Annotated in this window: 14 protein-coding genes and 2 pseudogenes; 11 read left to right on the top strand and 5 right to left on the bottom strand. The window is 59.0% G+C overall.

The annotated features are described in order from the left end of the window. Positions 1–177: 177 nt before the first annotated feature. Positions 178–1,503 (top strand): UDP-glucose/GDP-mannose dehydrogenase family protein, encoded by a 1,326-nt coding sequence (locus AB8Z38_RS15695; protein ID WP_369725993.1) that lies wholly within the window; start codon positions 178–180, stop codon positions 1,501–1,503. Between the two features lie 161 nt (positions 1,504–1,664). Here AB8Z38_RS15695 and AB8Z38_RS15690 read toward each other — a convergent pair whose 3' ends face one another. After that, on the bottom strand, positions 1,665–2,006 hold the full coding sequence (locus AB8Z38_RS15690) for a VanZ family protein (RefSeq protein ID WP_369725992.1): 342 nt from the start codon (positions 2,004–2,006) through the stop codon (positions 1,665–1,667). A 2,814-nt stretch (positions 2,007–4,820) separates the two neighbouring features. On the opposite strand from AB8Z38_RS15690, the gene AB8Z38_RS15685 reads away from it, so the two are divergent. From AB8Z38_RS15685 to AB8Z38_RS15665, 5 genes and pseudogenes are all read left to right on the top strand, one after another. Further along, entirely contained in the window at positions 4,821–6,167 is a 1,347-nt protein-coding gene (locus AB8Z38_RS15685; RefSeq protein WP_369725991.1) for an ATP-grasp domain-containing protein, read from the top strand. Continuing rightward, on the top strand, positions 6,164–7,453 hold the full coding sequence (locus AB8Z38_RS15680) for an NAD(P)-binding domain-containing protein (RefSeq protein ID WP_369725990.1): 1,290 nt from the start codon (positions 6,164–6,166) through the stop codon (positions 7,451–7,453). The genes AB8Z38_RS15685 and AB8Z38_RS15680 overlap by 4 nt, the downstream gene beginning before the upstream one ends. A 728-nt stretch (positions 7,454–8,181) precedes the next feature. Further along, positions 8,182–10,128 carry an LTA synthase family protein gene (locus tag AB8Z38_RS15675; RefSeq protein ID WP_369725989.1) on the top strand — a complete coding sequence of 649 codons (1,947 nt, stop codon included), beginning with the start codon at positions 8,182–8,184 and terminating at the stop codon, positions 10,126–10,128. 136 nt (positions 10,129–10,264) lie between these two features. Beyond that, on the top strand, positions 10,265–11,287 hold the full coding sequence (locus AB8Z38_RS15670) for an NAD-dependent epimerase (protein WP_369725988.1): 1,023 nt from the start codon (positions 10,265–10,267) through the stop codon (positions 11,285–11,287). 38 nt (positions 11,288–11,325) lie between these two features. After that, a pseudogene (locus AB8Z38_RS15665) lies at positions 11,326–12,211 on the top strand (aldose 1-epimerase family protein). A gap of 4 nt (positions 12,212–12,215) precedes the next feature. On the opposite strand, the gene AB8Z38_RS15660 reads toward AB8Z38_RS15665, so the two are convergent. The 3 genes from AB8Z38_RS15660 to AB8Z38_RS15650 form a co-directional block, all read right to left on the bottom strand. Continuing rightward, positions 12,216–12,710, bottom strand: coding sequence for a hypothetical protein (locus AB8Z38_RS15660; protein WP_369725987.1), 495 nt, complete (start codon positions 12,708–12,710; stop codon positions 12,216–12,218). An 80-nt stretch (positions 12,711–12,790) separates the two neighbouring features. Next, a complete protein-coding gene (locus AB8Z38_RS15655) occupies positions 12,791–13,975 on the bottom strand; it encodes an ERF family protein (RefSeq protein WP_369725986.1) in 1,185 nt (394 codons plus the stop codon). Then, complete coding sequence (locus tag AB8Z38_RS15650) at positions 13,959–14,774, bottom strand: YqaJ viral recombinase family protein (RefSeq protein ID WP_369726501.1); 816 nt, start codon at positions 14,772–14,774, stop codon at positions 13,959–13,961. The genes AB8Z38_RS15655 and AB8Z38_RS15650 overlap by 17 nt, the downstream gene beginning before the upstream one ends. Before the next feature lie 421 nt (positions 14,775–15,195). On the opposite strand from AB8Z38_RS15650, the gene AB8Z38_RS15645 reads away from it, so the two are divergent. Next, complete coding sequence (locus tag AB8Z38_RS15645; RefSeq protein WP_369725985.1) at positions 15,196–15,456, top strand: hypothetical protein; 261 nt, start codon at positions 15,196–15,198, stop codon at positions 15,454–15,456. 334 nt (positions 15,457–15,790) lie between these two features. On the opposite strand, the gene AB8Z38_RS15640 is transcribed toward AB8Z38_RS15645, so the two are convergent. Further along, positions 15,791–15,961: a hypothetical protein gene (locus tag AB8Z38_RS15640; RefSeq protein WP_369725984.1), complete on the bottom strand. Its 171-nt coding sequence runs from the start codon at positions 15,959–15,961 to the stop codon at positions 15,791–15,793. On the opposite strand from AB8Z38_RS15640, the gene AB8Z38_RS15635 reads away from it, so the two are divergent. The 4 genes and pseudogenes from AB8Z38_RS15635 to AB8Z38_RS15620 all read left to right on the top strand — a co-directional run. Beyond that, a complete protein-coding gene (locus AB8Z38_RS15635; protein WP_369725983.1) occupies positions 15,945–17,258 on the top strand; it encodes a site-specific DNA-methyltransferase in 1,314 nt (437 codons plus the stop codon). The two genes, AB8Z38_RS15640 and AB8Z38_RS15635, sit on opposite strands and share 17 nt — an antisense overlap. Then, positions 17,251–17,619: a DUF5681 domain-containing protein gene (locus tag AB8Z38_RS15630; RefSeq protein WP_369725982.1), complete on the top strand. Its 369-nt coding sequence runs from the start codon at positions 17,251–17,253 to the stop codon at positions 17,617–17,619. The genes AB8Z38_RS15635 and AB8Z38_RS15630 overlap by 8 nt, the downstream gene beginning before the upstream one ends. 10 nt (positions 17,620–17,629) lie before the next feature. After that, a complete protein-coding gene (locus tag AB8Z38_RS15625; RefSeq protein WP_369725981.1) occupies positions 17,630–17,950 on the top strand; it encodes a hypothetical protein in 321 nt (106 codons plus the stop codon). Between the two features lie 1,080 nt (positions 17,951–19,030). After that, positions 19,031–19,386 (top strand): annotated as a pseudogene (locus AB8Z38_RS15620) (transposase); the annotation flags it as partial. Positions 19,387–20,121: the final 735 nt, after the last annotated feature.

The raw sequence follows: 20,121 nt of genomic DNA, 5'->3' as shown, positions 1-20,121 counted from the left end.
CCTATCTATCGCATACGCAGATTGCGACAACTGCATGTCCCGTGTTTCAGAAAATGCCCGCGAATAAGGTTTATTCGTCGCGCGAAGCAGCTTGCCCCAAGGTTGGGCGTGCGGTCGGGCAGAGAAATGGTCTAGGGTGTCCAGTAGAACATCAGGCGTCAACGGAAAGAATCTTTCATGCGCATCGCGATGATCGGCACGGGCTATGTGGGACTGGTGTCCGGCGCCTGCTTTGCGGATTTCGGTCACGACGTCACCTGCGTCGACAAGAACGAGAAGAAGATCGCTAGCCTTCATCGCGGCGAGATCCCGATCTACGAGCCCGGGCTGGACGAGCTGGTCGCGAGCAACGTCAGGGCCAAGCGGCTCGACTTCACCACCGACCTGTCCAAGCCGGTCGCGGACGCCGATGCTGTCTTCATCGCGGTCGGCACGCCGTCGCGCCGTGGCGACGGTCATGCCGATCTCTCCTATGTCTACGCCGCGGCACGCGAGATCGCTCAGTCACTCACCGGCTTCACCGTCGTGGTGACCAAGTCGACCGTTCCGGTCGGCACCGGCGATGAGGTCGAGCGCATCATTCGCGAGACCAATCCAAAGGCCGACGTGGTCGTTGCCTCCAACCCCGAATTCCTGCGCGAGGGCGCGGCGATCCGCGATTTCAAGTTCCCCGACCGTGTCGTGGTCGGCACTTCCGACGAGCGTGGCCGCAAGCTGATGGGCGACATCTATCGCCCGCTCTCGCTGAACCAGGCCCCCTTGATGTTCACCGAGCGCCGCACCGCCGAGATGATCAAATACGCCGCGAATGCGTTCCTCGCGACCAAGATCACGTTCATCAACGAGATCGCGGACCTGTCCGAGAAAGTCGGCGCCAACGTGCAGGAGGTCGCGCGCGGGATTGGCCTGGACAACCGCATCGGCACCAAGTTCCTCCATGCCGGCCCCGGCTTCGGCGGCTCCTGCTTCCCGAAGGACACCAAGGCGCTGATCAAGATCGCGCAAGACTATGATGTGTCCTTGCGCATTGTCGAATCCGTGCTGGCGGTCAACGAGAACCGCAAGCGCGCGATGGCGCGGAAGGTCAGCCAGGCGCTCGGCGGCTCGCTGCGCGGCAAGACCATCGCCGTGCTCGGCCTCACCTTCAAGCCCGACACCGACGACATGCGCGACGCGCCATCGATCCCGCTGGTCACCGGCCTCCTCGACATGGGCGCGAAGGTCAAGGCCTTCGATCCCGTCGGCATGGAGCAGGCCAAGGGTGAGCTGCCCAGCATCACCTATTGCGAGGATGCCTATTCCTGCGCGCAAGGCGCCGACGCCATCGTCATCATCACCGAATGGGTGCAGTTCCGCGCGCTCGATCTCGACCGGCTGAAGGCGACCATGGCGCAGCCTGTCATCGTCGACCTCCGCAACATCTACCGCCCCGAAGAGATGGCCGCCGCGGGCTTCGTCTATGAGAGCATCGGGCGCTCGAGTGCTCGACGGCTAGGCAGGTAGCAACCGGCCGGGCATTTCTCGACGACAACCCGCGCCTTAACAATTGCGCCGCTGCAATCCACCACCCGACGAGATGGATTCCGATGTCAAGCGCGGGGACCGCTCTTTGTGACCACTAAAAAGAAAGAGGGTAGTGCTTCGCTCGCGCGGCGGCGACAACCTCAGGCCCGTGCTCGAAATAGCAATTGAGCCAGTCTCGCAATGCTGGCTCCGGCTACGCCGCCCGCGATCTTCTCCCCGGCATCAGCGATGTGGCCGTGCCGATCTGGCGTCAGATGCTGCAGCAATTCGAGCGCGCTTGCGACGACCAGGATTAAAGTTACGACGCGTACGAAGTGTTGAGGGTAGGCCATGACAAAGAGTGTGCCAAGCAGGCCATAAGCGAGGAAGCGCTCGATACTTACGGAGCCGGTTTCTGGACGAAGGCCGATCGGCGACAACGTCACAAAGGTTATAAAGCCTAGCACACACCAGGCCGCTAAAATGATTAGCTTGCGGGACATAGCAAGTCGAATACCGCCTCCCGCGGCCTACGTCCACTCCCTCAGGGCGATTCACACCCTTCATGGTCATGACGAAAACGCCCGTCAGCTTGGCGGGCGTTCGTGATTTTTGAAAATAACAGGGACGATCTATTTTTCGCCAATCGGTTGCTCTGGTGATCCGAGCCCAGAACCTGAAGTGCCAATCGGTAGACCGTTTGCGGCATGGCCGACCCCGACGCCTGGCGCGCTGACGGCACCGGGTGAGGGAGCGGCAGTTTGGCTTCCTGAAACAGCGGTGTTTTGCTCGGCTGCGACGGTTGCTTGGGCCGGATTTTGAGAATTGGCCGCGGGAACCGATGTGTTGTTTGGATCGGTCGGGGCTGCTGCCTGTCCGCGCTGCCCATTGTTGTTGGAGGTCGAAATGCCGCTTTGGCCGTTCTGGGTCGCCAAGTTCGCCGCTGGTGCACCGGGGTTGAAGTAGTTGGTGCTCTTGTTCGGCGTCGCGTGGGTGGCGCTGGGGTTTGAGACACCTGTATTGGCATTGCCTGCAGCCGAAGTTCCGGTCGTAGCGGCGCTTCCTGTTGATCCGCTACCGCTGGAGCCCGCGCTTGCAGCACCGCCTGCACCTGCAGCGCCTGCACCTCCACCACCTGCTCCCCCTCCACCGCCCCCTTGGGCAAAGGCGGTCGAACTAAGCGCGAGGCAAGTAAGTGCGACGAGAAGTGGTTTTTGCTTCATGACGGTCTCCTGGGGTTTGCAGAACCAATCCACTTCTGAAGGCGATAGTTCCTGTGTTCCTGTGGTCAGCGTCAATCCCTCAGGGGCGTGTTAATTCTTCGGCTTTCGAGAGATCGCGAGATCGCGCGGAAGTTCGCTGCGGTGAACAGACAGGGATGAAGAGGGTGCTTGGTGCCCAGGGCGGGCGGCTCACGCCGCGATCGTGGCCCATCGCCTCATGTTGAACGCGAGGAGGCAAGCAGGACTTGTCCGCTTGCCTTCATGTGACCGACGAAGCGGATGCAGGACAGTCGCACCCGGCGTTTGAGAATGGAAGATCGTCTCGAGCTGTGCTCGGCGTCGTGCAATGAGCAGGTTATAGCGTTTGCCGGGGCGGCAGCAATGGATGATCCCTGTTAGGACGACGAGCCCAAAGTGGCTCGAGCATCGGTTACAAGGCTCACGCCAGTGTCGGCGAAAGGATTCCGCCTGATCCGGTCGATGCCCTTCCGTGGCAACCCGGGCGTCCGGACCGTTCGACGGCCGTTCTTCCTTCGGAAGTGGCTGATACCGCCTGGATCAAAGTCGCGCCCGCATCGTACCACGCCTTAGGATGACGCTTGCATTCTCGAACTGCCGGTCCAGTTCAGCAAACAGCTTCTCCAGCAGGTCAACCAACTGGTTCCGGAAGCGGTTCAGAACCTAGTGATTGGCGTTTTTCGAGGCTTAGACCGACGAACCGCTTGAACAACAAGCGATCCTCTAGCGCTTCCTCGACAGGGGCACGCCGGTTCACTCCCTTCAAGGCTTCGAAGTTGCTTCTGGCGGCAGGGACTTCTCCCAGGGGCGCTTGCCGTTGACGTCGCGATCCCAAGGTCGAGGACTATCTTTGTCTTTGGCCTCGTCCCCCCTCTGTTTCGCTCGATCGGCCTTGATCTGGTCGTGAATCGAAAGCTTTTCCTCAACTGGCTCAGGGCTTGTGGGTTGAGCTGTGGCAGACGTGCAAGCTAGTAGTGAAGCGGCAATGATAATTGTTTTCATCGCCGCCAATAGCACATCGTTTGCCTGAACGTCCGATTTGTTTGCCAGTCCTTCGGGGAGAGTTCGCCACCGTCAAGGGCGTTGGCGGCCTTCAATGAACGTTGCTAGGATCTCACGATCCGTAGATGTGGGGCTGGCGGCGGCTTGCCGTGCAACGAATGCTATTGCCGCTGCGGCGATTGCCGGGACGTGGTTAGCTGGCCGATATCAAAATCGTCGGACCTGAGCGTCAATATTCCTGTGTTTGGGTCATAGTGCCTCAAAACTCGAATATCCTTCGGCTAACTGGTGCGAGGTCGGGCGTTGTTGTCAATATAGTTCCACAGTTGTGGACAGCTTTAGTTAAGATGCTGAGGTGGTCCCCGTTCGATTCTGATGCGCCTTGCATGTCACGTATTTCATGAAATGTCCGCAGTTCTTATCCCACGAAGTGGCTAGGCATTATTCGGTTCGCAAAGCAACTTGCCCCAATGTTGGGCGTGCGGTCGATAGAGAAATGGTCTACGGTGTTGAGCGGAACATCCGTCGTCAACGGAAAGAGTTTCTCATGCGCATCGCCCTGATCTGGTGCGGAGACGTACCTTGGCCGTTAACGCTACATTTCCTGGCCTGTTAACGGCAGCATCCCCCGTGAATTTCAGCGCGGCAAGGCTGATACGACGTCGCCTTAACGAGATGCTCCGTAGCTCTACGGTCACATTCCTTCTTCGAGCGCAAACGGAAGGATGCGGCCCCTTCAATGACCTTCCCTCGGCGCCGCCAATTGTCCGCCTCGCATCGTCTCGACTCGCGAGGTTGCGCGCGGCCGAGGGGCCGAACGGCGGCCGTGGTAACTCGGCAGCGGCGTGCCATCCAGGGTCCGGATTGGCGACGATCCGTCGGCTGCACACCAGGCTCTGCATTCACCTAATCTCGCATCCGCTTACGTTGAATATTTACGTTAATCACAAACTCGAATAGACGCTGATTAAGCGGCGATCATATCATCGCCGCCTCGGACCGTGCTGTTCGATCGCGCGATGCAAATTGAATGTCCGACGGGCGCCGTCGGGCTTTTCTGAGGACCGCCTGATCGTGCGTCTTATCGATTTTAAGATTAGTATAGTGTGCATTTCGGACAAAGATCTCTCAGTGCTTCTAGCGTCTGCTTCGTTTGGTGGAACAATCGCTGCTGTCCGCCATCTTGTGAACAACAACATTGACGTCGGCGTCCTATCAAGCCAACGCCTTGACGCGGCGGCATGGTCCCGTCACGCGGCACGCGTCTATTCCGCACCGCCGGAAAGCAAGGTCCAACCGTTTCTTGAGCGGCTTGTTGCGATTGGTGTGGCCGATCAAGGCAAGATATTGCTACCGACGTCGGACGAAACTGCCTGGATGTATACAGAGAACGCTGCACTTCTGGCTCGGGATTTTTGTCTGTATCAACCATCCACTGCGACCATGCAGCGCATTCTTGACAAGAAGCTTCTTGCGGACGCTGCAATCAATGCCGGCCTCACAGTGTTGCCGAGCTGGAATCCGCGAAACATCGATGACGTCGCCAAGCTATCACCAGACCTACCTTATCCGATCCTTATAAAGCCGCGCACTCATGTTCACCGCCTAAGGAGCGACAAGGGGATAGTGGCCTACTCGAGCACCGAGCTGTTGAGCAAATATCAACGGTTTGTCGAGCGCGAGCGGGTCCGGGCGGCTGATAACTCACTTTTCGCGGATTCCCACTTGCCCATTCTGCAACAATTTGTCCGCGTAGGGAACGAGGGTGTGCATTCGGTGACAGGATTCATCGACCGGACGGGAGAGCTATTCGTTACCCGTAGCTCAACCAAGGTGTTGCAGCGATCGCAGCCCATGGGAGTTGGTCTCTGCTTTGAATCGCTGCCACCAGCCCCGGCGCTTTCCGATGCAGTTCGCCGGCTTTGTCGTGAGTTGGAATATTTCGGAATTTTCGAGGTCGAGTTTGTCATGTTTGATGGCCGTTGGGCGGTCATAGACTTTAACCCACGCCTGTTTAATCAAATCGGGATGGACATACGCCGAGGTATGCCGCTTCCGTTCCTTGCATGCCTTGGCGCTGTTGGGGACACCACGTTCTTGCGCGAAGCGGTCGGGAAGGCGCAGGTGCAGGATAATGAGCAAATTGTCTTTTGCGATAGATCTGCCCTGCGCGCATTCCTTTTCGCCCAGACTATCACGAGGCGAATGTCGCATAAGGATCGCAGGCATTGGCATGCATGGCTTAAAAAGCACGCGGCCGATACGGTCGATTACGCCGCCGACGGCAGCGATCCGATTCCTTGGATCATCCATTCGCTCGCGCAAATCTATCTGGGCCTCAAGGCTTTACCACGATTCATGCGCTTGACGGCGCTAGATTCGGCTTGGACGCCACAGCCAGCCATCCAGGAATTGCCATGAGCCGGGTCGCCGTCGCGATCATCGGAGCCGGTCCTTATGGACTTTCACTCGCCGCACATCTCTCGGCGCGTAAGCTCGAAAGCCGCATTTTCGGACATCCGATGCGATTCTGGTCGGATATCGCCGAGGCCGGCGGCGAGCGCTATCTGAAATCCTTCTGTTTTGGCACCAATCTTTCTACTCCGGCGCCGGGCTATTCCTTTGCTGATTATAATGAGCCCCGCGGACTTGAGACTTTCGAGCCATGCTCGATCGCGAATTTTACTGAGTACGGGCGCTGGTTTCAGCAACACAATGTGCCTTGGGTCGAGCCCGTCGAGGTTGAGAACGTTGATCGGCAGGGTGACGGTTTTGTTATCTCTCTGTCGGACGGAGAACGATTCGTCGCGGATCGGGTAGTAGTTGCAACCGGGTTGTCAGGCTTTGCGTATGTTCCGCCCGTGCTCGCATCCCTGCCGCCGGATCTTGCAGTCCATACGTCCGGAGTTAAGAGCTTCGCTGCGTTCACAGGGCGCGATGTTGCGGTGATTGGGGCAGGTCAGTCAGCTCTCGAGGCGGCTGCCTTGCTGGGCGAAGCTGGCGCGCGGCCGCAGCTTCTCGTACGCGAGAGTTCAGTTCGCTGGCATGATCGCTCCTCACTCGAACCTAGTCTTTGGGAACGCCTGCGCTGGCCTATCTCAGGGCTGGGCCGCGGGCTAAAAGCCAAGGCACTTACCCAATTTCCGGGCGCGATGCATCGAGTGCCCGCCAAATGGAGAACTCAGTTCGTTAATGACCACCTGCCAGCAGAGGGGGCGTGGTGGCTCCGCCCCCGAGTTGAAACTCGGTTGCCCATCCATCTCGGAGTAGCTGTCGTCAATGCGCGCGAGGTGTCCGGACGTGTGGCGCTGGAGCTGCGCTTTGCAAGTGATGCGGGTGAACGTCGGCTGGTGGTTGACCATGTCATCGCCGGTAGCGGCTACGATATCGATGTTGCAAATCTGACGTTCATCTCTGAGCATCTTCGGTGTGCGATCCAACGTCTCGGGCGGGCGCCAAAACTGAACGCCAGCTTCGAAGCGTCGGTATCGGGACTTCACTTTGTTGGTCCCTCGTCCGCGATGAGCTTCGGGCCGCTCTTTCGCTTCGTCATAGGTGCCGAATACAGCGCGCGAGTTGTTTCGGGCTGTCTATCGGCGCGGGCCGGCCTTCTTGCTGGCCACCAATGGGGCTACTGGCGCCCGGCGCGCGCATCCCCCCACAGTGATCTCCAACGGCCGCATCGGATCGCGACCCTTGTCGGTTGATGTGGCTGCCAGTTGCTGTCAAAGCGTCAGCGCAAACTCGCGCAATCTGAGTTCCGCGGCTCGGAACGGGCCACCTACCCGCGTCACAAGGCAATCCAGCGATGGCGCGGCTTGGCTCAGCCAAATTTTCCAAGCCACTCTAACGGCCGTGGATCGGGTAACTCGTGGCGGCCCCAAAAGCCGGGGAAAACCCAGTCGCCGCTTAGGCGAAGGTCGCTTGAACGGGTGTTATGTCGACTGCCAGGGACAGACCGAACGAGGGTGTAGTTTGGCGTGTAGCGCTGCTTTTGACCCACACGGGACTCGGCGCACTGCAGGCCCCTGGCCTTGAGATGGTTACCAATGGTAGATTACGTCTTTGCCCAAGACGGGGGTGGGCTGCGGCACTAAGAGGTCTCTGCAGAGCCGAGGAGCGATGCTGTTAGTCGCAAAGTGCGATTGTGATTGGCTTAATGCCGACCGGAACATTTGGCGGAACTTTCCTTCGGACTGAATGCCCTGAGGCGACGTCGGTTTGCCGTTTAACTTTGATGCCGGGTCTCCTGCATATCGCGCTAGTGGCTTGGTAGGAAAGACGAAACGAGCCTGCACTCTGAGCTTGCCAAACGTATATCGTCACTCCAGTCCAAACAGGTGAACATGACGAAGGTACAAGCGCAATTGTTTGTCGAGTCACCCTCTTCTTGCATCCGTTCACGTCCGTCATTTTCGCCGAAAAAGGAAAGTCGATGAGTTGGCGTTCACACGACGACCAGGATCTCGTTATCCGGGAGACGCACACTGCTATCTTGGCAATGGGCTTTGCCCTATGTGCACTTGCCGTATTCATTAGAGGAACGATCTCCTACTATCCCATCACGACCTACTGGGATGCTCGATGGATTGCTAGAGAGGCCCTTCACCGGAGTTACTACGATGTAATGACCGTATCATGCGCCACGGCGTCAGCTGCTGTGGCGCTCCACTTCGTGCGACGAAGCCCTAGGAGCCAACGGGTTGTTCTTGGGATTTACTATGTCTTTGCGGGGCTGATGGGTCTGCTCTTTTGTATCAATTCCCGAGCTCTCGAAGTGATCGGTGGCTCGTTGACCTATCAATGGCTCTACTACGCGGATCTTTTCCGCAGTTTTACTTCTCGATCTGCAATCGCTTCGAACCTGGATTTTTCTATTCTGTTGCTTGTTGTTTGGTCATTTTTTCTGCTGATTGTAGCACAGCGCGTTCTCAAGATTTTGCTTCATCGAATGTGGGGCTACCGATTATCTCGTTCTATAATCGGTCTTAGTTTACTTTTCATAGTTGGATATCTCATTCACGGGCGCGTGTGGGTGCGCGCTGAAGAAAGCAACTATCGGGAAATTGCAAATCCGCTTGTGGAACTACTAACCACCGCATGGGCGGGCGATACCAATACGCTCTCAACTTTACCATCCAGCTTTTCGGACACGGACTTCCGGATCAACGCCGGCGCCGAGCCGACTAACGCGCGATATAATGAAAGCCGGCGGGTGAAGAACATCATTCTAGTTGTGATGGAATCTGTCGGAGCCGAATATTCAATTGGTCGGAGTCAATTTGACAAAACCAGAATGCCTGAAGAAGTAACTCCTCAGCTGACAAACGCTCGCGCCAAGGGAATTGCTTTCGAAAACTTCTATGCGCATACGCCAATGTCGACAAAGTCACTTTTTTCGATCTTGGCTTCCCGCTATCCCCTATTCTCCTACGAGACGGAGATTTCACGGATTGGAAATGGTCGGCTCGTGACGTTGAGTAGCTGGCTTAAGGAGGCCGGGTATCGCACCGCGTTCTTCATGTCGGGCGACTTTAAATTCCAGAACGTCGACAAGTTTTTGGTTGGTCGCGGTTTCGATGTCTTGTCAGACATGAATACTATTTCCTGTGATGCACCTGCTTTTTCAGGCAGTACAGCCGCTTGGCCCAATTTGGATAGTGTTGACGATCGGTGCACTACCGCGGCCTTAGATGATTGGATTGGAGATGGCAGAGGCGGTCCTTTTTTCGGCATGTTGTGGACTGGCAACACCCACTGGCCATACTTTTCGCGCGGCGAGCAATTGGAATTCTCCAACACTACGCCCAATCTTAATCGATACTTAAATGCTCTCCACTCAACCGACGCGGCAATAGGCAAACTTTTCGAACACCTTCGCGAACATGGTCTTTCAGGTGACACGCTTGTTGTCATCGTTGGCGATCATGGCGAGGCTTTCGGTCAACACGGTACCCAGGTGCACGGAAACAGCGTGTTCGAAGAGGAAGTGCACATACCATTGCTGCTGCTCAATCCGAGCCTTTTTCGAGAAGAGCGCAATCAACGGCCGGGCGGCCTTGTCGATTTAGCTCCCACAATCTTGGATATCCTAAAGGTTGAAGCGCCTCCAGCTTGGCAAGGACGTAGTATGTTTGCGATCAAGCGGTCTCCACGAGTTTATTTCATGGCCGCCAATAGTGAAATGATTGCAGGATACAAAGAGGACAATTTGAAGTTTATATTTAATCTGGCCAGAAACCGAATATCGGTTTTTGACCTTAACCAAGATCCGGCGGAAACACGTAATATAGCCTTGGAAATGGCCAGGGCAGTTGGAGAGGTACCGGAGCGTCTTGCGGCTTGGGTGCAGTATCAGGAGAAGCTTTTTCCCCGCGATTGATTTCAAAGCTCTCAGTCAGCCGACTCTTCAATTCGTGCCGTCCTGGACGCGTAAGGGTGCCATATTGACAAATTTTGTGATGTCGCTGTTCTAGCTCGGCGCGTACGCTCCCGCGGCTCCAAAGCGGAAAAGGTGAATGCAAAAGACCCAACCTCCCGCAATCCTGGTGACCGGCGCCGCCGGTTTCATTGGCTTCCACGTCGCACAGATCCTGCTGCAGGCGGGCGTGCCCGTGATCGGGCTCGATAATCTCAACACCTACTATGATCCCGCGCTGAAGCTCGCGCGGCTCGACCTTCTCAAGAACGACCCGAGATTTTCATTTGTGAAGCTCGATCTCGCTGATCGAGCCGGCATAGCGCAGCTGTTCGAGACCCATCACTTCGAGAAGGTGGTGCATCTCGCAGCGCAAGCCGGCGTGCGCTATTCGATTGACAATCCGCGGGCCTATGTCGATTCCAACCTCGAAGGTTTCATGAACGTGCTCGAGGGTTGTCGGCACAACGGCTGCAAGCACTTGCTGTTCGCCTCGTCATCGTCAGTCTACGGCGCCAATACCAAAATGCCGTTTTCCGTCCACGACAATGTCGATCATCCCGTCAGCCTGTACGCTGCAACGAAGAAGTCCAACGAGCTGATGGCCCATGCCTACAGCCATCTCTATCGCTTGCCGGCAACCGGCTTGAGGTTCTTCACGGTCTACGGTCCCTGGGGCCGGCCCGACATGGCAATCTTCGGCTTCACCAAGGCGATCTCCGAGGGGCGGCCGATTAAGCTGTTCAATGGCGGCGATATGCGCCGCGATTTCACCTATGTCGACGACGTCGCTAAGGCCGTCGTCAAGCTGCTCGACCATCCGCCGCAAGGCATCCCTAAGGCGGCCGACGCCGCACCTGATCCGGGCGCGAGCGCCGCGCCCTGGCGCGTCTTCAACATCGGGAACAATCAGCCCGAGGAGTTGAACAAGATCGTGACGCTGCTGGAGAAGGAATTGGGTCGGACTGCGACGAAGGAACTGCTGCCGATGCAGCCCGGCGACGTCTATGCCACCTACGCCGACGTCGATGATCTCGCGCGCGAGATTGATTTCCGGCCCTCGACCTCGATCGAGGACGGCATCGCGCTCTTCGTGTCGTGGTATCGGGTCTATCACACCTAGGACCGTCTTTTGCCCAAGCTTACCCGAGATAATGGGTTATGACCGACGACACCCATACGATCCGAAGCGGCGGACTCACCGCGACCACAAGGCCCAAGGGGCTGAGCTGTGCTCGCTCAAAGATGCTGCCCGCTTCGAATTCATCTGGCAGGCGGGCCCGGTCTGGCCACGTCATGCGCCGCTGCTGTTTCCGATCGTGGGGCGTCTCGCCAATGACGAGTTGCGGCACGGGGGCCAGACGTACCGGATGACCCAGCACGGTTTTGCGCGCGACAGCCGCTTTGCCTGGGCGGAATGTGGCGAGAACCGTTGCATGCTGGTGCTTAAAGACAGCGAAGCGACGCGCGCGCTCTATCCGTTCGCGTTCCGGCTGGTCGTGACCTACACACTCGAGGAAGCCGGTCTCGATGTGGCGCTCAGAATCGTCAACACAGGCGAGGAGACGTTGCCGGCTTCGGTCGGCGGCCATCCCGCCTTCAACTGGCCGCTTCAGCCCGGAACACCGAAGGAAAGCTACGCGCTGACCTTTGCCAACGCGGAGTCCTTTCCGGTTCGTCGTGTTCACGGTGGGCTATTGCGTGGGGCAACGGAGCCGAGCCCCGTCAAAGGCGCGGTGCTTCCCCTGTCCGAATCCCTGTTCACCGACGATGCCGTCATCTTCGATCGCATCAACAGCACTTCTATCCGCTATGCGGCTGGGCAGGGGCCGTGGCTGGAATATCCTGGTCCGGCTTTCGCGAGCTCGGCGTCTGGTCAAAACCAACGGGCGCGCCGTTCCTCTGCATCGAGCCCTGGCGCGACTTTGCGAGCCCCGCCGGCTTCGACGGCGAGTTCAGCGATAAGCCGGGTTTGATGCATATTGCGCCAGGCGGGGAGGAGACGCTCTCGTTTCGGGTTGTGGTCGGGCCGGGAGCGCCAGTTTGATCTCTCAGCGCCGCAAACCTGCTGGTCCAGCCGCGAGGCGCACGTTCCGAATTTCGCGAAGCAGCAGCATGCGTTTGGTTTGTGCGGCATTGAGCAGACCTTCGAACAGCACGAACATCTCGCGCGCCTGCACATAGACTTCGGTGCTGATGGCAAGCTGATCGAAGCCATGGGCAGCAAGGCGCGTGTCGATTTCGGTTCTCGCAACAGGATCAATCCGCCAGCTCAGGGCGTTTTGCAGCGTGTAGTACTCCGCCTCGCCTTGGAATTCCGGAGCGATCCGGATCATGTCGATGCGCCGTAACGCGGCCTCAATTGCCTTTTGGCGATAGCTCTCAAGAAGCTTGTGGCGTAACAGGCGATAGCGTTGGATCTCCCAGGACAGTTCGGCGATATCGATGGCGAGCAGCCATTCAATGACGGATCGCGGTGCGAGGTCGGCGAAGATCGCTTGCCGCAGCATCTCGTAGTGCTCGAGGCTTTCGCCCGGCAGCAGCAACGGCGATGCCGTTAAGGCCTCGAACTCGACCGGCAGCGCAGTCGCGGTGAGCTGGTGCGCGGTCGGGAATGGCGCGTTCATCATGGTAAGGCCTCCGAACCAGGATGCGTGGAGGAAGCCACGATCGCGATTGCGGCGGTGGTTTGATCGTGCACCGGACTTGCCGCCCACAGCTCTTGCGCGATAGGCAGGGGCGAGATCTGCAGGTTGGACCACCAAGCGCGCTCGTTGCCGTGCCGGTGCAGCTCCTGATGGTGGCCGCGGCACAAAGGAACCGTGAACTCGTCGCTGACCTTGCGGCCGAGAGCCTTGGGCTGAGCAAATTTCAGATGGTGGGCATCGCATGGGGTTCGCTGGCAGACCAGGCAGGACTGTCCGCGGACAAACAACACGTGCGCCTTGCTGCGCTTGCGGGGCGGCTCCTTGGGATGGGCGAGCCCGTCTCCTTCGGCCACCGACAGCGACGGCTGCAGCGCGACCTCGGTGTCCGCTGCGGCCGCCGGGAGCGGCGCTCCCGCCAGGCCCGGCTCTCGTTCCGCTGCTGCCGCTTGGTCTGCCAGGCCGACCGCGGGACGAGCGGCGTCCTCAAGCTTGCTCTGATAGGCGGCCTCGACGATCCGGGCGTCCGCCGCCAGCAGGGTGTTCTTGAGCGGCAGGCTGGCCTTGGCCCAGGCGAGCAGATCATCGTCGGGCAGCGCTGCGAGCTGGCGCAACAGCCGCGCCCGGAGCTCCGCGGACTCTGGCGGTCCCAGTACCGGCGCGCGGTTGAGAACGCCCTTGGCGGGCCTGGCTTTGGCGCCTGAGGCTGCCTGCGGCGCCGCGGCCGTCGGGCCGGCCACCGCGTCGGGCGCGTCGAGATCATCCTCGCCGGCAATTCCGACCAGCGCGAACAGGGCATAGCGCCTGGCGTAGGTCAGCGCCGCGCCCATGCGGTGCGGCGCCTCGACGTCCTTGAGTGCGCAGACCGGCCAGTCCGAGGAGATCCATTCGCCGGAGGCGTGGGCGAGCAGGGTGGTAAGGTGAATGGTGCCGGTGGACGCCTCGATGCGCGTGGTCTGGATCGTTGCGATTTCCTGCCGGCCCAAGGTCTTGCGAACCATGTCCAGTCCGCTCGCGAGCGAAGCATAGCGAAAGGTTCGGTCCTCCTCCCGCGGGAACGGCGAGCGGATGATTGCGGTCAAAGTCTTCTCGGGATTCATCAGTTCCGCCTGAGCCCGAGCGAGGGCGGCGGCAATGGTCCCGATACGCTCACTGCACTGGTGCATGGGCGTCCTCCGCCGGTTGCGCCTCGAAGCTAATCGCGCCCGACTTCGAACGCTTGGCCTTGATCCCGTGGCCACTTGCCTCTTTGGCATCCTCCGGCATCAGCTTCTTCAGATCGGCCTTGGTCGCTTCATGCTCCCCATGTGCCTCCCGTGTCCGAAGATAAGAGGCCGCCAACTCCGCCCATTGATTGGAGGTCGACATGTCGACGACCCTTACCGCTTCCAACCTGGGCCGCGGGGTTTCGATGTTGAAGAGGACCGGCGGCTCGCCATTCTGGACGCAGCGCCAGAACTTTTTCTCGGCCGTCAGCAGCAGGTGTTGGTAGAGCGGGTCTGCGTGGATCTTGATCTCGACCCATTTCCCGCCGCCGGTGATGATCGACAGCACCGAAGTGCGCGCTGCTATCACCCACATATTATGTTGCAGCTGCGCCATGTGCTTGTCGGCCGCGGCTTCCTCGGTAAACGCCCAGGGCAGCATGAACTTGGCCTCGAACACCGCGCCGGTCTGCTCGACGACACCGTCCAAGGTCGCCGCCATCCACTTGTGCACGGGATGGCGAACGCGCTTCTGGATGTCCTTGACCGTTTGACCAGAGGATCGCTGATACCAGGCCCGGTTCAAGACCTCGGTTACAGTACCAAGCTGGACAATGAGATTGTCGGAGAGGTCTTCCGGCTCGACCTCGCCGCGCTTCTCTGACCATAGCCGTAAGAGTGCGTCCTGATCGTTGCCCATGATGATGCGAGCATCTGAGCCGCCGATAAAGTGCCGTCGATCATTGCGATTGAATTGGATGACATGATGCGGCGCATCGGCGCCGCTTGCTTGCACGAAAACCACCCGATATCTCCTGTTGTCGCGTTGCGAATGCAGCTGATGGCTGCACTGCCGCGAGCCCCGCAGCTGCGAGGCGAAATGTCGGCGCCGGTGTTGGTGCGCTCGACTCAGTAACGCTCCAATCGCGAAGCGAAGCCAGTCCTTTCTGCAGCAAGATTGTTGCTCTTTTCCCGCGCGATCTTGAATGTTGTTGATGTCGCAGCCCACCTGCCGGGAAGCTGTAGCCGAGAAAGGTGGAAGCCTGCCAATGGCGTCAAATCGACAAATCGAAGCCAATCGCGCCAATGCAAAACGCAGCACCGGTCCGAAGACCGCGGCTGGAAAGTCAGCCTCCAGTCAAAACGCCAGACACCATGGTCTCACGGCAGCCGGCGGAGCCATGGAGAAACATGCCGAGCGCCTGCTTGAGGCGGTCGAGCGCCTCTTCGGCGAACGCATTCAGGGCGAAGAGACCGTCGCTGCGAACGCTCAGATGAATCTCTGGCGAATTCGCAACCTTCGCACGGAGATGCTGCAGGCATTCCTCGATGAGCCGTCTCCAGCCAGCATGAAGCGGATCATGAATCTTGAGCGTTACGAACGCGCAGCGAGAGCAAAGCGGAAACGCCTTGCGAAGCGCTTGAAGACATTGAAGCGCTGATCGGACCATCCGCCACGATGTTGTGCCCGCGATCACATGATGCTCGGCCACGATGTCGATCGCGGTGTTCAAAGTCCGTTGACAAGGCAGAGGCTTTGGCGAGCGAGGCGCCTTGGCAAGAAGGCTCACCCCCTTCCCAAGGGGTTCATCCCCTTGCCAAGGGAGTTCATCCCCTTCCCAAGGGAGTTCATCCCCTTCCCAAGGGAGTTCATCCCCTTGCCAAGGCAGGTCACCCCCTTGGGAACGGGGCTCTGTGCAATTGTATTCGTTCGTCAGTGTCAGAGCTGAAAGGATGTGCCGATCGCGACACATCTTTCCGCGTACAAATCTCGCTTCACACGAAAACTGCGCCGATCTTTACTTCTTGTTTCGCCGCATCTGTAAACTCGGGGGTGCCGCCGCATGTCGCGTCGGCCGATTCTGCCAAGAAGGCGAAGAAAGGCAGAGAACTCGTGGTAAAACGTTCAAACTTGGCGTCCAACGCCGGATTGACCGAAATCCACATCGAGTATCGAGCAGTCACTGACCTCGTCCTCGATTCGCGTAACCCGCGTCAGCATTCACAAGCCCAGGTAAATCAGCTTGCCGATTCGATCTGCGAATTCGGTTTCGTCATGCCGGTCATTGTTGATCACAGCGGGCAAGTTGTCGTCGGTCACGGCCGGGTGCTGGCGGCCAGGAAGCTGGCCATGCCCAGCATCCCGGTCGTCGAGATCAGGCACCTGTCCGCGGCGCAGCTGAAGGCGCTTCGGATCGCCGACAACAAGCTGGCCCAGAATTCACATTGGGACGAGCGGCTGTTAGGTGAGAGCCTGCTGGAATTGCAGAGCCTGGAGCGCGATTTCGATCTATCGATCACGGGCTTCGCGTTGCCCGAGATCGACTTGGCGATCCAGAAGCTGAACGAGCCGGTGATCGTAGACGCCGATATTGATATTGGGTCGGAGACAGGTGTTGCGGTTTGCCGGATCGGTGATGTCTGGGAGTTGGGCCCTCACCGCATCCACTGCGGCGACGCCACCACCGATGAGGCATTCGCCGGTCTCATGAGGGAGGAGCAAGCTCACCTCGTGTTCGCCGATCCGCCTTATAACGTTCGCATCGATGGCCATGCGTCCGGCAAAGGTAAGGTACGGCATCGTGAGTTCGCGCAAGGCACTGGAGAGTTTTCCCGGGATCAGTTTGTGGAGTTCTTGACCAAGGTTTGCACCCGGCTCAAGTCGCACACGACGAACGGTTCGATCCACTTCGTCTGTATGGATTGGAAACACGTCGACGAACTGCTGACGGCCGGCCGCGCCGTCTATACGGAACTGAAGAACATTGTGGTGTGGGCCAAGAGCAACGCCGGCATGGGGTCGCTGTATCGCAGCCAGCACGAGTTGATCTGCGTCTTCAAGTCGGGCTCGGGGCCGCACATCAATAACGTCAAGCTCGGCAAGAACGGCCGCAACCGGACGAATGTCTGGGAGTACGCAAGCGCAAGCACGCAGGCCCGCAAGGGCAACAACGTGCTGAAGCTGCACCCGACCGTAAAGCCGGTGGCGATGGTCATGGATGCGCTGCTCGATTGCTCAAACCGCGGCGATCTGGTGCTCGACTGCTTTCTGGGCAGCGGCACTACGCTGCTTGCGGCCGAGAGGACCGGCCGCATCTGCCGTGCCATCGAACTGGACCCGCTCTATGTCGATACCGCGGTTCGCCAGTGGCAAAACCTGACGGGATCGACCGCCATCCGGGCATCGGACGGAGAGCCGTTCCGTAATGTGGAATCCGAGATCGAGAGGGAAAAGGATGAATAGGGAAAAGGACAACGGGTTCCAACCCGTCGTGCCGCGAGGCGATACGCGGTTCAAGAAGGGGCAGTCCGGCAATCCGAGAGGACGGCCCAAGAAAACTGCCAAGAAGATCGATCCCGGCAAAAGTCTTCAAGCGGTCGATAATGAGCTGATTTCGGTCAAGGTCGACGGCAAGCTGGTACGAATGCCCAAGGTCGAGATTCACATTCGGCAATTGTTTACGCGAACCATGAAGGGAGAACTCGCCGCCGCGGAAGTAATCTGCTCCATGGCCGCGAAGTACTTTGCGCCCGACGCGCAAGGACCGCAGCAGACTATCTTCAAGCCGCCGCGCGGCTGCTCCGACCCCCGTTCGATCAATTAAGGAAGATGGCATGAGCGAAAATAGTCAAGATCAAGGTCGGCGCAGGAGAAGGCCGACGCGACGCAGACGTGGAAAATCCATCGCGCCTCCGCTCTCGATTGCGTCCCATTTCCGAAGACTGGCCGCTGAGGAAATCGAAATCGAAGCGAATGGCAAGCGCGTGAGGATGTCGCGGTGGGACGCGTACATCAATCAAGTTTATATAATGGCGCTGAACAAAGACATCGGAGCGACTAGGCTATTAGAGAAGCTTCGCAAGCAGTTCCCAGGTGAGAAGTTGCCCGGTGAGATCATCACTTTCCACCTCAGCGAAGTAGACATGAGATTGTAGGCGGCGCCGAGGCAAGTCGTAGTCGGATAAAGATACGGGGGTGCGCCACCAGCTTTGACAAGCCGGCCGCTCATTGCCGGCATTCAATTGGGGTCGATCAGCTGGCGGTCGATGCCCTCTTGCCGGCAATTCGACCAAATCCTTAGGTGGGCGCCAGAGAGGCGAGTTTCCGATTCACGTGGAGCCGCGAGATTAAGCGCGCAGCATGCAACGACACTGTCCGTGGCACGCTCGAAGCTCAGCACACAGCGTCCTTGTGACATATCGGCCAGCTCGAGCACGAAAAGTGCGGGCTTGACCAGCTGGTCGCGGAAAGCGACGGTGACCCACGATGAATAGGGCTGACGCGAGTGGGCTGAACGGCGCCAAGGTCGGCTGGTAGATACAATAAATGAGGTGGGAGATGATCCGATCGCTGACCTGTCAGCTGAACCGCTGCCTGGCGAAATGCGAGGACCTCGAGTTGTCGCGGTAGATCGTGGGGGTGCAGGAGCAGATCTCCGGTCGCGCTCGGGTCGACAGCGCAAGTGATGCGGGCGGGTCGGCAGGTGCGCCTTGCCGCGCGTGCGGGGGAGGCTCCTTGGGACGGGCGAGCCCGTCTCCTTCGGCCACCGGAAGCGACGGCTGCAGCGCGACCTCGGTGTCCGCAGCGACCGCCGGGAGCGGCGCTCCCGACAGGCCTTGCTCTCGTTCCGCTGCTGCCGCTTGATCTGCCACCGCGGGACGAGCGGCGTCCTCAAGCTTGCTCTGATCGGCGGCCTCGACGATGCGGGCGTCCGCCGCCAGCAGGGTGTTCTTCAGCGGCAGGCGGGCCTTGGCCCAGGCGAAGCAGGTCCTCGCTGGCCTGCAGGGCTGCGAGGCTAGCGCAACAGCCGCTCCCGGAGCTCCGCGGACTCTGCCGGCCCCAGCACCGGCGCGCGGTTGAGAACACCTTGGCGGGTCTGGCTTTCGCGCTAGAGGCTGCCTCCGGCGCCGCGGCCGTCGGGCCAGCCACCGCGTCGGGCGCGTCGAGATAATCTTCGCTGGCAATTCAGATCAGCGCGAACAGGGCGTAGCGCCTTGCGTAGGTCAGCGCGCCCCCAGAGCCGTGTCGAATGGCACTACATCGCGCCGGGCAAACCCATGCAGAATGCCTTCATTGGAGAGCTTCAGCGGCCGGGTGCGGGATGAGCTGTTGAACGAGACGTTGTTCACGTCAATGGCGCAAGCCCGCGTCACACTTGGATGTTGGCGGGCCATTAAATCGACACACGACCACGCTCGCAGCTCGGATAAAGAACTCAGTCCGAGTTCACGATGACCTGCCACGCCGGGATCTGGCGCTGCGTTATGCCGACGGCTCCGCGCCAGCCCCGTCGCTCCAATCGTCCACGGGGGAAATCCAACGGCAGGGGTTCACCAATTTCCTCACGGCCGCAATATTCCTTCTGCGCTAAAAGCACCGAAGCTTTTCAATCTAGGGATTAATAATGTAAGTCCAGGAAGCTGCCGCGCTTGCAGTGTTTGAAGGCAAGACCCATTGCCATGTCTGTCGAGGTATCGCGAGAAAGAAGATCGCTAGCGGTCGCGCTGGTTCATGAAGATAAATCGAGTAGGAGCGAAGCCAATCCATGGCAAGGCTGGCGACGAAACGTTCCTGTGAGCTTCTTCGGTCGGCCAAAGAACGGCAGCAATGAACGCTGCATTCGCAACAAAATTTTTATGACCGCTGCATTAGAGACAGGGAGATTTCGCTTGCAGGACTGCTCAGCAACATCGAGTGCAGTAAGCTCACCCAGCGGCAGCGATTATCAGCGCTTCGATCGCGGGCAGCCACTGCGGCTTCTGCTGCTCAGGGTTTCGCAATGTGATGATAAAGTTGGCGGAATCGCGCAGCGTCATCGCTTGCGGGGGGCACATCGATCGGCTCACTCCCTCGGGTGCAGCCAGTTCGCTCCTCTCAAGGAACCGAGCCCGTCACATCGTTATCGCGAGCAAGGCAGCCTCGGCATATCAAAAGCTTTGAATTCAGCTGTCGATCGTTTTCGGCGTCAATTTCGTCGTGCACGATCCACCACGCGTCAGAGTATGGGCGGAGCGTTGCGAGCACCTTCTCGCGATCGACGTTGGGACTGTCCCGTCGCGTTGCAAAGGCGACTCTTTGAGCATGTCTTTTCACCAGAGTGAGCTTG

This window comes from Bradyrhizobium sp. LLZ17 (assembly GCF_041200145.1).
Classification (GTDB): Bacteria; Pseudomonadota; Alphaproteobacteria; order Rhizobiales; family Xanthobacteraceae; genus Bradyrhizobium.
The sequence above is the reverse complement of the archived record's forward strand: the minus strand, read 5'-3'. Positions and strand labels throughout refer to the sequence as shown.